Source organism: Desulfosporosinus sp. Tol-M2 (genome assembly GCF_059735615.1).
The window spans coordinates 1-12,825 of record NZ_JCAIJG010000056.1; the positions used below are offsets into that span (position 1 = coordinate 1).

Here is a 12,825-nt window from a genome sequence, read left to right on the forward strand (position 1 = left end):
GGCATCGCCAGATGTGTCTATTGTACAGCTATTCGCCTGCCGGTTTACTAATCAGAGAAGCCCGGAGGTTACGCGGTTTAGCCTTAGCGACAAGCGAATAGCGACGGAACGTGTGCGACTGGGCTAAGAAACTACCTCCTGAACGTGTGCGACTGGGCTAAGAAACCGACTCCTGAACGTGTGCGACTGGGCTAAGAAACTACCTCCTGAACGTATGCGAACGGGTTATGACACTGACTCTCTAAAGAGTTTGTACTCCAGTCGTGATCATGAGATAAGGATATGTATCCAGATCAGACTCCGCCGCCTTTGTCGTTGGCGCCGCCAAATCTGCGAAGAAATTACCAGTTAATTTCACATCCGTTTTCCCGACGATTTGACCCTTTAAAATACGCAAACTGTGAGGCGCACTGAGCGAGTACGACCCGGAAACTACCTCCTGGGTATGTAATCCCAGCACCGTTAAAACAAGTACGCCATCCTCCACATCCTGTAAAGCCTCCGCCCAAGAAACCTCTGTCTTATGTTTAAGATAAAGCCCGGCAGTTCCTCGAGGAATAGCTGTCGGTTTTGCACCCCAGCGCACTGAGTCTTTAACCCGGAGAAAGGGGGTCTGAAGTTTTCCGTTACGAGCCAACACCGTACGATCTGCAGGCACTCCCTCTGACGTCACCAGATAAGACCCTAATTCCAGCGGACGGAGAGGGTCAAGGAGTAAGGAAAAGTGCGGGTGGAACACGAGTTTATGTTCAAGAAAACTCTCCTTTGAAAAAGCTCCCTGCCCCTCGAGCACTCGGTCTCCTGAAAAATTGGGCAGAATAAACTGCCCCAGCATATCCTCCGTCAGAGAAGGGGCCAGGATCACTTGCGTCTGGGACCCGACGGGCGGGGCATCTAATTGCATCGCCTCATACAGATTCAACGCCCTTACCCATAATTCCTCCTGTTCTTCCGGTTGCGATAGCCTGCGCTTAGCAAATACGCCCCCGATCAAGCTGTCGAAAGAAAACCACGCTCCAAATTGAGATTGTTGGTATGTAACGGCAAGACCTGTCGAAGTCCGCACATGCCGGCGCCCCCAAGCCGTTTGAATACTTCCCTGCAGCTTAGCTTTTGAGGGTTTATCCGTTAGCCAACGCGCGATTTGATCGAATAGCATCTGATCATCCCCAGCGATAACTTTATGTATGGCCTTGTCCTTTACGGCTACAAGCGGCAAGGGTTCTGGAAAAGGGATATGCGCCGCATCCGGGTCTACATAGGACGCCTGTCTCCATTGTTCTAATTCTTGCTGCCAATACTCCCGATTGTCATGGGAGCCGGCTTGAACCATAGCCTGACTGCATTTGCCATCTGACCAGACCAGGAAAACTTCACCGTTTTCGCCCTGACGATAACTTGGCGGCGTATACACACTCCCAGGAGAATTATCTTTTATGCCTAAGGACACCGCTTCCGATTCATGAACCAAAATGCGCCAATCCGCTAAGCGAAGTTTCTCTTTCTTTGGAGTATGCTGAGCCTGATAAAGGAGATCCTCCAATTGGGCAACGAGTTTCATCCGTGTTCCCCTCCCAAACTGACTTGTTGATCGGCATCCATGAGCAGGTAACGATGGCTTCCGCCGCTTGAGGCCACGGATTGCCCACCCTTTCCGCAGGTTCCGATAGCATCATAACACCCTTCACCGAGCCCCCCGCGTATCGCTTCCAAGGCGGAAAGTATTTTCCCGCTAAAAATTGAGGGTTGATAAATTGGAAGCTCCGGATCAGCAACGTCAATAATTCCGTCACATTGAAAGACAAAATCTCCGGTTCTGGGATTGACTTGACCCCCACGATACCCTAAAAGAAGCAGATTTTTCTCCCCCTCAATCAGCTCGCCATGTTGGAGGAGAGTTTCTCGCACAGCTTTCACTTCATCCATCAAATGCCCTGCGGGTGTTAAAGGAAGCATACGCTTAACTAGCAAACGAATATTACTCATGCGGGGTAACGGAACATGTCCATAGCTTTCCGCCCTACCCGCTCCGGTGACAGGCATTCCTGCTTCTTCAGCGGAGAAAATATCCCCCAACCCAGCGACCAGTACCCCATCCCGTACAATCGTCACAGTTTGTCTGACGAGTCCATTGGCTGAATAAGGTTGATAAGCCCAGTCCCCCGGGAGCGGGCCATCTATAATATTGACGCCCGGTCTTGCTACCCGAAGACCCTTGCGGAGTTTACCGGCTTCACCCAGGACAGACTCATTCATATGATCCGACTCTACTGCATGCCCAAAGGCCTCGTGTGCCAACCCCTTTGCCAGTCCATAGTCGATAATCAGGGGATAATGACCACTCGGCAGCTGAGGCGCACCACATATGGCTCTGGCAAACTCAGCCCGGTCCTGCGCCTTTCTTTCCAGGACATGATCCTCTAATTCCTCAAAGAGCACGCCGGCGTCCATCCCACTACGGTGGAGCAGAGTACTCTGTGCCTTACCATGATCCCGCACCGTCCCTTGATGCATCAGCACCGCTCTGGGAATGACAAACGACACGTTTGTCCCATCCGTACGCCCAATACACCAGACCTCTTCTACCTGACGATAACTCGTTTGCCAGACCCCCTCCGGAAAGACTTCCCGCAGACGGGAGTGCAAGATCATCACCATTTCCTCCAGTTCGATTAAAGGGATTTCTCCGAAAATCTTTTGAGCTGGATTCGCCTCCTCAGCCTGAACCTGAGGGGCCTCCCAAATCCGGCAATTTAGCTTCGTCCCCATAGCTTCGTTTCTACGAGCTAACTGAATAGCCTTTTCGACCAGTTTCTGACCCACCCCTTCCGCTAAAACGTCTGATGTGGCCAAACCAGATGCCCCGTCCTTCGTGAACACCTGAACTCCAAAGCCGCTATTCTCTCCGGTTGATACCCGTTCAAACTGTCCGTTACTTAAGCGCATGCTCCATTCTCTACGTGACTGAGCTCGTACAATGACATACCCGTCAAAAACCCGCGTCTCCGCCAGTACGGAGTGAACTAATGCTTTTATCTCCTTCTGCTCCACAAAAAACCTCCTAATTAAAGTCACATTTAACTAATTCACATTTTCTGCCAATAGGGCTATTATATCACAAAAAAATACCTAACACAGCGAGAATAGGGGAATATCTCAGTCCAATCGCTTAACCATGAGCTTTCGTTCCTCCGCAAATCCGAACTGTTCATAAAGATGGAGTGCTCTCACATTATGACTACTGACAGTAAGGCCCAGGTATGAGATTTCTTGTTTACGACAGTGATCTTCGGCCGCTTTTAGTAACTCCCTCCCCACACCTTTGCCTCTCCACTCCGAGAGAACAGCCAGATCCACGATCCACCCTTGCAATACACCCGTTAACTCTTCCCTGGAAGAAGTCTGTAAAACCAAATAACCGACTGCTTGGCTTTTTCCAATTTCCAAACTGGGCTTACCCTCCTCAATTGAAGACTCCGCAATAAAGACGATGGATCCGGACTGCTGAATCCAGGTCCAAAACCCTCTGAGCATACTCTCTCTGTATTTTAGGGTTTCCTTCATTGGCTGTTTACGCCATGGAGAAATGCTGTGAGAAATCCCTAATTTTCCAAGGTCATATATAAAAGGCCAATCCCGAACATCCCCCAAACGAACTCGCATATTATCACCTCTTAGAGCAACTTATGCGAACGTTACTCAGGTGCCACTTTTATGCGACAGTTTTTAGCGACAGATCCGGCACTGCTTCAAGCACCCCGACCCTTTACCGCAGCACGGAAGAAGGGCACTTACGACACTTGAGCAGCAAAATCATATCCGTTGTTTGCAACAAATAAAGAGCAAGGATTGATTGCCCTGCTCTTTATATAGTCTGTCCATTATTTTCGTTTCATTTACCACAATATTATTGCTTCGTGTCATAAATAATGCTTCGTGTCATAGAACCTTTTGTGTGGGTATATAGTACGATATCAAACCCGAAAAAGCAGAAGAAATTCCCCGCCGGGTACCAATCTCCATCGACCCAAGCAGAGAAGAATCGCGTCAATAAGCGCAGGCGATAAGGTGTCAACAAACGCATCGGTCCCACTTTCTCTCGAAAGGAGCTGACCCCACTGTATTTACTCACCCTCGTCCTAGGCCTCTTTCTTCTTCTGTGGGGGATGAAAGTTTTACGTCAGGGGCTTCAGTCGTTTGCAGGACTTCGCCTCCACCAAGCACTCCTTTGGCTGACCAAAACTCCCTGGCAAGGATTTTGGAGTGGATCAATTTTAACCGGCCTGCTCCAATCAAGCACTGCTTTAACAGTGATGACCGTGTCTTTCGTCGATGCCGGGTTGCTCCCCTTTGGAAATGCCCTTGCTCTGATTTTAGGGAGTAATATTGGGAGCACGCTAACCACGCAACTTATCGCTTTTCCCTTAGATTGCATAACACCCTATTTAATGATCCTCGGTGCCCTGGGTTATCTTTATATTCCAAATCGTGTACGATTTCTTTCTCTGTCCATCTTAGGCCTCGGCATTCTCTTTTTCGCATTGAGCTTACTCCAAGCAGGTATGGCCCCGCTCGCCGACCTGCCGGCAATTCAGGATTTTCTCCGGCAACTGGGCGACAACCATCTCCAAGGGGTCCTCGCCGGAACCGTGCTCTCTGCCCTGCTTCATTCCTCCAGCGCCACGACTGGTATTGTCATGCTCCTAACGGAGGACGGATGGTTAACTTTCCCTACCGCGCTCGCCTTCATCTTCGGCGCTAACATTGGCACTTGTTTTACCGCTGTTTTGGCAGCTCTAGGCTCCTCGCGGGCCGCTCAACGGGTGGCTTTGTTCCATGTTTTACTTAACGTATTTGGAGTCCTGCTCTTTTTACCCTTTGTGGGACCATTGGCTTCCGGGATCACCCTCATGGGAGGAAGCCTATCGAGACAGGTCGCTAACGCACATACCCTCTTTAATTTTATTTCTTCCCTTTTGGCCTTTCCCTTGTTACCTTGGGCAACCCGGTTCCTGAAGAAAGTTCTACCGTAAAGAGCGGGACACAATGTCACACAAGGCGTGCTAACCTCTAACTGCCTAATCACTACGGTTTAAGTACCTGATATCCCGAAGATTTTTGCCCATTGGGATCTTGACTGTTGCCAGGAACTTTAGGCAACGGCTTACTGGGCGTTACTATGACGGGTTTTAACAAATCCACGTTCTGTTTGTCAATCACTTCAGCCGTGGTTATTCCAAGGAATAAATTTTTAACTACTTCCTTGGCCTCAATTGGATCGACCTTCCAGTAACTTACCCCATCTATATCCAGAAACGCTCCCGGTAACGTCTGAGAAATCACATTCGCGCTATCAAACCCGACGACTACTTTAGCTAATGCAAAAATATCCCTGGCCGATAAATTCGTGTTTACCGCCTCCATCAATTGCGGAATGAGGAAAGGAAGCTTTGGCAGGGTGCTTAGTCGAAACATCTCCCTGGCAACCGCTTTCAAAACGACCTGTTGCCTTGCCGTCCGTGAAATATCCGCTAAGGCATCGTGACGAAAACGGGCATATTGCAGCGCTTGTGAACCATCCAAGCGCTGGACTCCTTTATGCAGGTTAATATACCCATCCTCAAGATCGCCCGTCTCATAATACATATCCTTCTCAACATCGACCGTAATTCCGCCTAACGTGTCAATAATTTTCTTAAATCCTGCAAAGTTAGTTTGAACATATCCCGCGAGCGTCACGCCGGTCAGTTGTTCGACATTTTTTTGCAGGGTCGGCATATCCGTTAATGCTGCGATCTCATTAATTTTATGATAGCCATGCCCGGAAAGGGCAACGCGCGTATCACGAGGAATTGAAAGCAGGCTAATCTGCTGTGTTTTTGTATCGACACTGGTAAGAATAAGTGAGTCGGTACTATACTTTATCTGTTCAGGACGCTGATCTGCTCCGATGAGCAAAATACTCACCCGATCTTGAAGCCCGTTTGGCGAGCCCGGTACATCATCCCCACCGAACGTCTTCCCTCCTCCAATAAACCCGTTATACCAAAAAAATCCTGCAGCCATTATCCCTAGTAGGCCTGCGATCAACAGGATCAATTTTCTTCTACGTCCCACATCACCATCTCCATCATTTCACTCCGAGTACTATTATACCCGGTTTCTACGTGGAACATCAATTTTGTGATGGTATGTCATTAATATGCGTCGTTCTTTGCCATCCTCGGCGCCATAGTTCGCCAAGGGGTTACGCCAACTCGCCCAAGCGCCGGACAATGTCCCCCTGATCCCCACTTAGCAAAGTTCTCACATCAATAAGCACCCAATCTTTGTGAATCCGGCTTAAAATAGCTACCGGCCCTAAGCGCAGGAACTTTTCTAACTCGGTAACACTTCCGCTTTTCAGGCGGATGGCGCACACCCAAGTTGGGAGATCAGCCGTAGGCCATGCTCCTCCGCCTACCTGAGAGACGTCCTCTTTTAATTCAACTATGATAGCCGGGTTCGACTGAAGCGCCACTACCAGCTCAGACGCCGCTGATTTTAATGTATCCAGGGGGAGAGAGAGCATCCTCCAGACGGGGATATCCTCTATTCCCCCATTTTCATATAAGCGTAAGGTTGCTTCAAGAGCGGCTAAGGTCAATTTATCGATCCTCAAAGCCCGGGTTAATTGATTCGCTCTTAGGCGCTCAATATATTCCTTCTTACCAACGATGATCCCCGACTGCGGACCGCCAAGCAATTTATCCCCGCTGAACGTCACGAGAGCAAGCCCCGCTTTAACAGTTTGTTTAATGGTCGGCTCAATAGGAAACCCCAAACTGGCGCCATCAAAGAAGCTGCCGCTCCCAAGATCTTCCATCGCGGGTATGCCTCGCCTTTCCCCGAGCTCCACCAACTCGGCTCCGGAAACGGAATGGGTGAACCCTTCTACCCGGTAATTACTCGTATGAACTTTTAATAACACGGCCGTTTGCGGTCCGATAGCCGCCTCATAGTCCTTGAGCCAGGTTTTATTGGTGGTTCCCACTTCAACGAGTTTGCACCCCCCGGCTTTCAAAACTTCCGGAATTCGAAAGGAGCCGCCAACTTCCACCAGTTCTCCGCGCGACACAATCACGTCTTTGCCCTGAGCAAACGTATTCATCATCAAAAGCACCGCTGCTGCATTATTATTGACTACCATAGCAGCTTCCGCCCCAGTCAAATGACAGAGCAGCTCTTCCACATGCACATAGCGCGAGCCCCGCTCCCCAGTCTCAATATTCAGCTCAAGATTACTGTACCTTTCGGCTTGTTCTGCAACAAAACGTGCGACCTCCGGCGCCAACAAGGCTCTTCCGCAATTAGTATGTAAAATAACCCCCGTCCCATTGATTACACGCCGCAAACTGGTTTCAGGACATGCCAGCTCCTGTAGAAGCTGAATTTTCAACCACGACCAGAGTGAGGTTTCAAACTCAGCAAACGAATCTGTAAAATTTCGATTGACATTTTCCCTCGCTTTTTGTAAAACCTGGCGGACTCCCTGCGTAAAACGGGGCAACTGCCTTTCATTCGTCAAAAACGGACTGAATTCTTCGTCATGCTCCAGCCGGGTAATCACTTCATGAACAGCCGGAAGGGTTCGTAATCGCCTTTGTTTCTCTTGATCCACTCGATTATCACTCCTTATTGGCATCAACTACTTTCGACCAATTCTCCTTAAACAAGCCCGCACACTTTTTGGGATTTCGACAGCCCAATTAGCATATGATAAAGACGATATTTGTGTGGACTATTTCGAGGAGGTCGATCCATGTTGTCCAGCATCAGCTCTACTCCCCCACTAAAACAACCGGTTCACCCAGCTGTTATTATTCCCTTTGCAAGCCTCTCTCATAAGAAAACACCTTTCCAGCCCTGTATCTTTTGTGGTCAAACCATGGAGATTAAAAAGTTTAAAGGCAAGACAGTTTGTATACACTGTCTGCACCAAATTCCAGACATCTTTTCCTGCCGGTAAAGCAATCAGTTAACCTGATCCGCCGGTCATGGACGGCCGAGTGTCCCTGCAGCCCACGAAGACACTGTCTTCGCACGCATTAACCCTTCTTGCAGGACGGCAAGAAGCGACCGCCGCTAAGGATGGCAAGGTGCCGAGATGGCGATAGGGCCCTTCCAGCGCAATTAGAGAAAAGGGAAGCTTTTGCTTCCCTTTTCTCTATTCTACCTTCTCCTTTTTAGCTTTGTAAAGGCTTAATAAAAGAAGCAATTAGTGTTTGTACTGCCTTTTCCGGAATGATAACCTTCCCATGTTCAGACAGAAAAGCACCAGTTGAAGCCACAATTTCCCCGTACTCATCAAGAATTGCCTCTGCCAATAGCCTTTTTTTGCCGGTTCCTATACGGTTCAAGACAAGATAATATTCTTTTTCGAACAGGAATAGTCCTGAATGTAGCTGATTAAATTCGGGCAAACGTTCAACTGCGGCTAAAACGTCTTCGAAGTCGGCAAACACATAAACTAATTCTGTAATTCGGCCTTTAGTGGTCTTTCGTGTGATCTTCTCCTTAGTCGAACCCTCGAGTTGTTCTTCCTGCTTCATAATCGTAATTACAAACTCGTCATTCGACGCCACAGTTGCCTGAATCCAGAAGGGCTGATCCAAATTAAACTCAACTTCTTCTCTCGCCTGTGCGATGAGCTCCCAAAACAATTGTTCCGTCTTCGCCGATCGCTGTAATAGATCGGCTATTGTAATATCCCTGTCACTTAATTCTGTCAAAGAGATAAAAATGCGGATGGTATGCTCGTTAACTTTTTGAACACGCATATTCCCACTCTCCTTTCCGCATTCAAGCCCATACCTTATTCTATTCCCATTATAGCATATTACGCAATCACTTATCTGTGAAATATTTGGATTTTTATAATGTTTCTCATCCGATCCGAATTAACTGATAGCTCACAGCGCACAACTTCTCGTCGTTTCCAAACTAATCAGGAGAGGACAACCCCCCATATCAAAAAAAGCACGATCAAATTAAGCTATGTCGTACCCCATAGATAGCAATAATAATTTGCCCTTACTTACCCCTTGCGTTCTATTCGGCTTAACGATTTGTTACATGCTGCATAAGGGACATTTTCAAATCGTCATATTAATCCTTTAACCCTACTTGATTCAGTAACGCTTCTAAAGTTAATCAGATTCTATAGGGTTTTCATATTAATGTCAATATCCAGATGGATTCATGGATTCATGCAGTATGATCCCTTATTCGGTAGTACAAAACATGGCAAATTCACTATAATCCGTTATATTTAATAATTCCCAGTAAATCTTTAGATCTTTCATTTATAAATTTATAAGAATCATAAACGCCCTGGTTATAAAAATCAATTGCATATTTATCGGCGATAAAATCCAGTAAAGAACTTGATAAACCTTCAATGCTTACTACTCTTTCTTTCAGGAAATAGGCTTTTATAGCTAAAATCAGATCCTGTCTTTTTTCTTCACTTATTTGTATTTTATTTTTCATATTCCTTCCCTCCGAATCACCAATACGTTAAGTATTTAGTTATATTATTTCCAATACTTTTTTCTTTCATCCTCCGACTCCCCTCCCGCTGAATTACCGGCATGTTCCCATAATGTTTCCGTTAGCTGCTCAATGCACTCACCATATAAAAAACCCTGCAAGCCTTGCAGGGTGCATTATTCCGCATATTCAACTTTGTCCATACCAGAGTGCCGACACTGGGAACCGTTTTCAGGCCACTACTGACTTTCAATGTTCCACCTGAAGGTCACTGCTTCTTCCGCTAAATCTTTTATGTATAATGCTAACATTTAATAAATGGCTTTCCCCAGTTTGCCGTACTCTTCATAAAGCGCGAGGACTGCTCCGCTTTTGATCTGATTCATATCAAGAATGCTTTCTTCCCCACGGAGATGCCGGTAGATCATACTATCACGAAATCCAATTTGTTCAGCTTCTTCAAGAGAGGCAGAATAATAAACCGTCTTGATATTTGCCCACATAATCGCCGCAAGGCACATCGGGCAGGGGCTACCGGTCGCATATATGATACACCCGGAAAGATCATAATTCCGCAATAATTCACTCGCCCGGCGGATCGCTAAGATTTCCGCATGTGCCGTCGGGTCCTGAGAATATAATACTTCGTTGCAGGCTATGCTGAGAACTTGCCCATCTTTAACGACGGCAGCACCAAATGGGCCACCTTTTCCAGCGAGCATCCCCTTCCTGGCTTCTTCCAAGGCTAACTCAATAAAGTGGTTCATAATTCTTTGATTCTCTCATCTCTAAACTCAACAATCTTCTGAATCAACTGCTTCATAATTATCACCCCACATTGGCTCATTTTCCCAAACAATTATGAACATTCAAGAGTGCCCTTAGCTTCTACTTAACTACAAGCACAGGGCATTGCGTACGGGCTAGAACACGTTGGGTCACACTTCCTAAAAATGCACCGGCAATAATCCCGTGGCCGTGACTACCCATGACTACTAAATCAAAGTCTCTTTTTATCTCTTCAATAATCTCAGATGCAGGATGGCCCGAAGTATGCTTCTTCTGTAACAGGACATCTCCGACATCAATACCCGTTAATGCTGCCTCTAAAGCCGCCTCTCCTATTTTTTCTATTTGTTCTGGTGTCATTATAAGACCATAAGACATTTCATATCCTAAATACGCTTCCGGCGAGAATGTAACATGGAAAAGTTCCACTTCAGAATTAAACTGCTTTGCGAGTTTTAATGCAGTGATCAAGGCATGACGTGAGGAATCCGACACATCTGTAGGAACTAAAATCCTTTTAAACATTTTCATACCACCTTTACATTCTATTTGTGAGCTATGTTTTTCCGAGAGTTTCATTGCAACCTTCTGCATTATATAAAATTTCCCAATATAAAAAGCATTCTACCAATAAGTATACTGAAATTATTGGTACTCGTAAACTCATTCGCCAAAGTTAACACATAGCAAATCAACACCAGCGCATAATAAGCTTATCACACAAAAAAGGAGCTGAGTTAAATGAAACGAACCCCTAAGTTCAAAAATCGGCTAAAACACTGGTTTAGAAAAATTATCCACGAATTAAAAGATAAGACCGATTAAAGGGGGAAAGTAGATGGCATTGTTGTTCAATAAAACCAAAGGAATCCGTAGACGTCCTTTCTCGATAGCCGGTCATGGCGTTGGCGCAGGAATTACCGCGATTTTTATTTTGGCTTGTATCGCTATGCTTTATAATTTGCAAGGAGGAAACTCCATAAAACGAGTGAGGAAAAATAAAACAACGCCGGATGATTGGGGAAGTAGACGGCAGGAAACACGTTTTGTGGGAAGTAATCGAATATTATGGGAAAGAATCAAAAATGACAAAGGACATTGAAGAATGTAAACACATCCCATTCCCTAAACTGCCTTAGAAAGAAAACCAAAACCCCGCAATCGCTTGCGGGGTCTGCTTTTTCCTGGAGCCGATGGTCGGAATCGAACCGACGACCGCTGGTTGTTCGTAAGGTAGTATAAATTATTCTCCGAGCAACCAATGAAGCAGATTAATTTGCCTGATACCCTCGTAATTCAAACCCGTTCCCACTTCGTCAAGGGTCAAAAGCATTTTAGGATGGTTGTCCGGTATTTTTTTCAGCGGTTCAAGCTCCCTTGCTAAAGTCCCGACATCTAAAACCGAGGCCGACACCTGATAGTATGTGCGTCCATCCATGTCGGAGGCGACAAAGTCAATCTCGCTTTCCAACATCTTCCCAATATTAACTTTATATCCTCTGCGTTGCAATTCTAAAAAAACTACATTTTCTATCAGATGTCCGATATCCGACTCAGAGCTTGATAACAGCATATTTCGTATGCCTGTATCGACAATATAGTATTTCCCCAACGTTTTTAAAAGCTGTCGACCTTTAATATCGTAACGGTCTGCCTTATACAGGATGTAACTATCCGTAAGCGCTCTCAAATAATTGTCTACCGTATTTACTGAAATCCTTCTCCCTGAAGAATTAATGGTATCGCTGATTTTTTTTGTTGATATAGGGCTTCCAATACTGCTGGCTACAAATCTTACAATGCTCTCTAACAGCGCAATATCGGTAATGCCTTCCCTTTTCGCAACATCTTTTACGAGAATTGTATTGTATATTCCATCTATGAACGGCGTAACTGCAGCGTCGTTGCGCTCAAGCTGTGCTATATACGGGAATGACCCGAAACGCAGATAATCATTGAAGTTTTCCCTTAGACTTTTTCCGTTTCCCGCTTGAGCAGCACAATATTCCTTAAATGATAACGGGAGCATTTCAATGATTATATAACGCCCTGATATGAGCGTAGCAAGCTCTCCCGAGAGCATATAAGCATTAGAGCCGGTTATATATACATCCACATTCGGCTTGATATAGAGGCTATCCACAGCCTTTTCATAACCCATGCAATTTTGTACTTCATCAAGAAAGACATAGGTGTATTTGCCTTTTTGAAGTCGTTCCTTAACGTATCCATACAAAGCCTTGTAGTCCAAAAGGTGTTCGTAATCTATATCTTCCAAATTGACTGATACGATTTGATCATCAGTAACTCCCGTGGATTTGAGGTAATCGATGTATAGCTCGAATAGCGTTGATTTTCCGCATCGACGCACCCCGGTTACTACCTTGATTATATTTTTCTCTCTGCTTGCGATTAGCTGATCTAAATACTCTTTGCGTTCAATCATGTCTGCCACCTCTTTTCATGTCCATTATAATGCAATAATGCAATAAAGTCAAAGTTTTT

General features: G+C 46.0%; 12 protein-coding genes. 2 read left to right on the forward strand and 10 right to left on the reverse strand.

The features are described 5' to 3' along the window. Window positions 1-241: 241 nt before the first annotated feature. The 3 genes from AC6I5A_RS03820 to AC6I5A_RS03830 all read right to left on the reverse strand — a co-directional run bounded on the left by AC6I5A_RS03820 (window position 242) and on the right by AC6I5A_RS03830 (window position 3,663). Complete coding sequence (locus tag AC6I5A_RS03820) at window positions 242-1,561, reverse strand: metallopeptidase TldD-related protein (RefSeq protein ID WP_034611870.1); 1,320 nt, start codon at window positions 1,559-1,561, stop codon at window positions 242-244. After that, entirely contained in the window at window positions 1,558-3,051 is a 1,494-nt protein-coding gene (locus AC6I5A_RS03825; protein ID WP_034611871.1) for a TldD/PmbA family protein, read from the reverse strand. The genes AC6I5A_RS03820 and AC6I5A_RS03825 overlap by 4 nt, the downstream gene beginning before the upstream one ends. Window positions 3,052-3,156: 105 nt before the next feature. Further along, window positions 3,157-3,663, reverse strand: coding sequence for a GNAT family N-acetyltransferase (locus tag AC6I5A_RS03830; RefSeq protein ID WP_034611872.1), 507 nt, complete (start codon window positions 3,661-3,663; stop codon window positions 3,157-3,159). A gap of 455 nt (window positions 3,664-4,118) precedes the next feature. Here AC6I5A_RS03830 and AC6I5A_RS03835 point away from each other — a divergent pair, with 455 nt between their 5' ends. Continuing rightward, on the forward strand, window positions 4,119-5,033 hold the full coding sequence (locus AC6I5A_RS03835) for a Na/Pi cotransporter family protein (protein ID WP_034611873.1): 915 nt from the start codon (window positions 4,119-4,121) through the stop codon (window positions 5,031-5,033). Between the two features lie 52 nt (window positions 5,034-5,085). Here AC6I5A_RS03835 and AC6I5A_RS03840 read toward each other — a convergent pair whose 3' ends face one another. The 6 genes from AC6I5A_RS03840 to AC6I5A_RS03865 form a co-directional block, all read right to left on the reverse strand. Continuing rightward, entirely contained in the window at window positions 5,086-6,117 is a 1,032-nt protein-coding gene (locus AC6I5A_RS03840; RefSeq protein ID WP_034611875.1) for an LCP family protein, read from the reverse strand. A 130-nt stretch (window positions 6,118-6,247) separates the two neighbouring features. Further along, complete coding sequence (gene selA, locus AC6I5A_RS03845; RefSeq protein ID WP_034611877.1) at window positions 6,248-7,660, reverse strand: L-seryl-tRNA(Sec) selenium transferase; 1,413 nt, start codon at window positions 7,658-7,660, stop codon at window positions 6,248-6,250. A 565-nt stretch (window positions 7,661-8,225) separates the two neighbouring features. Then, complete coding sequence (locus AC6I5A_RS03850) at window positions 8,226-8,819, reverse strand: adaptor protein MecA (protein ID WP_034611879.1); 594 nt, start codon at window positions 8,817-8,819, stop codon at window positions 8,226-8,228. 475 nt (window positions 8,820-9,294) lie between these two features. After that, window positions 9,295-9,531, reverse strand: a complete 237-nt coding sequence (locus AC6I5A_RS03855; protein WP_034611881.1) for a DUF2164 family protein — start codon at window positions 9,529-9,531, stop codon at window positions 9,295-9,297. Between the two features lie 311 nt (window positions 9,532-9,842). Next, window positions 9,843-10,298, reverse strand: coding sequence for a nucleoside deaminase (locus AC6I5A_RS03860; protein WP_034611885.1), 456 nt, complete (start codon window positions 10,296-10,298; stop codon window positions 9,843-9,845). A gap of 121 nt (window positions 10,299-10,419) precedes the next feature. Continuing rightward, window positions 10,420-10,845: a universal stress protein gene (locus AC6I5A_RS03865; RefSeq protein ID WP_034611888.1), complete on the reverse strand. Its 426-nt coding sequence runs from the start codon at window positions 10,843-10,845 to the stop codon at window positions 10,420-10,422. A gap of 313 nt (window positions 10,846-11,158) precedes the next feature. Here AC6I5A_RS03865 and AC6I5A_RS03870 point away from each other — a divergent pair, with 313 nt between their 5' ends. Continuing rightward, window positions 11,159-11,422 (forward strand): hypothetical protein, encoded by a 264-nt coding sequence (locus AC6I5A_RS03870; RefSeq protein ID WP_034611892.1) that lies wholly within the window; start codon window positions 11,159-11,161, stop codon window positions 11,420-11,422. Window positions 11,423-11,563: 141 nt separating this feature from the next. Here the strand turns inward: AC6I5A_RS03870 and AC6I5A_RS03875 are convergent, their stop codons facing one another. Further along, window positions 11,564-12,766: an ATP-binding protein gene (locus tag AC6I5A_RS03875; RefSeq protein WP_034611895.1), complete on the reverse strand. Its 1,203-nt coding sequence runs from the start codon at window positions 12,764-12,766 to the stop codon at window positions 11,564-11,566. Between the last annotated feature and the right edge of the window lie 59 nt (window positions 12,767-12,825).

Bases quoted from the DNA above. Each gene is read 5' to 3' on its own strand.
- AC6I5A_RS03870 (WP_034611892.1), top strand. From the start codon at position 11,159: ATGGCATTGTTGTTCAATAAAACCAAAGGAATCCGTAGACGTCCTTTC.
- AC6I5A_RS03830 (WP_034611872.1), bottom strand. From the start codon at position 3,663: ATGCGAGTTCGTTTGGGGGATGTTCGGGATTGGCCTTTTATATATGAC.
- AC6I5A_RS03855 (WP_034611881.1), bottom strand. From the start codon at position 9,531: ATGAAAAATAAAATACAAATAAGTGAAGAAAAAAGACAGGATCTGATT.
- AC6I5A_RS03860 (WP_034611885.1), bottom strand. From the start codon at position 10,298: ATGAACCACTTTATTGAGTTAGCCTTGGAAGAAGCCAGGAAGGGGATG.
- AC6I5A_RS03820 (WP_034611870.1), bottom strand. From the start codon at position 1,561: ATGAAACTCGTTGCCCAATTGGAGGATCTCCTTTATCAGGCTCAGCAT.
- AC6I5A_RS03875 (WP_034611895.1), bottom strand. From the start codon at position 12,766: ATGATTGAACGCAAAGAGTATTTAGATCAGCTAATCGCAAGCAGAGAG.
- AC6I5A_RS03865 (WP_034611888.1), bottom strand. From the start codon at position 10,845: ATGTTTAAAAGGATTTTAGTTCCTACAGATGTGTCGGATTCCTCACGT.
- AC6I5A_RS03850 (WP_034611879.1), bottom strand. From the start codon at position 8,819: ATGCGTGTTCAAAAAGTTAACGAGCATACCATCCGCATTTTTATCTCT.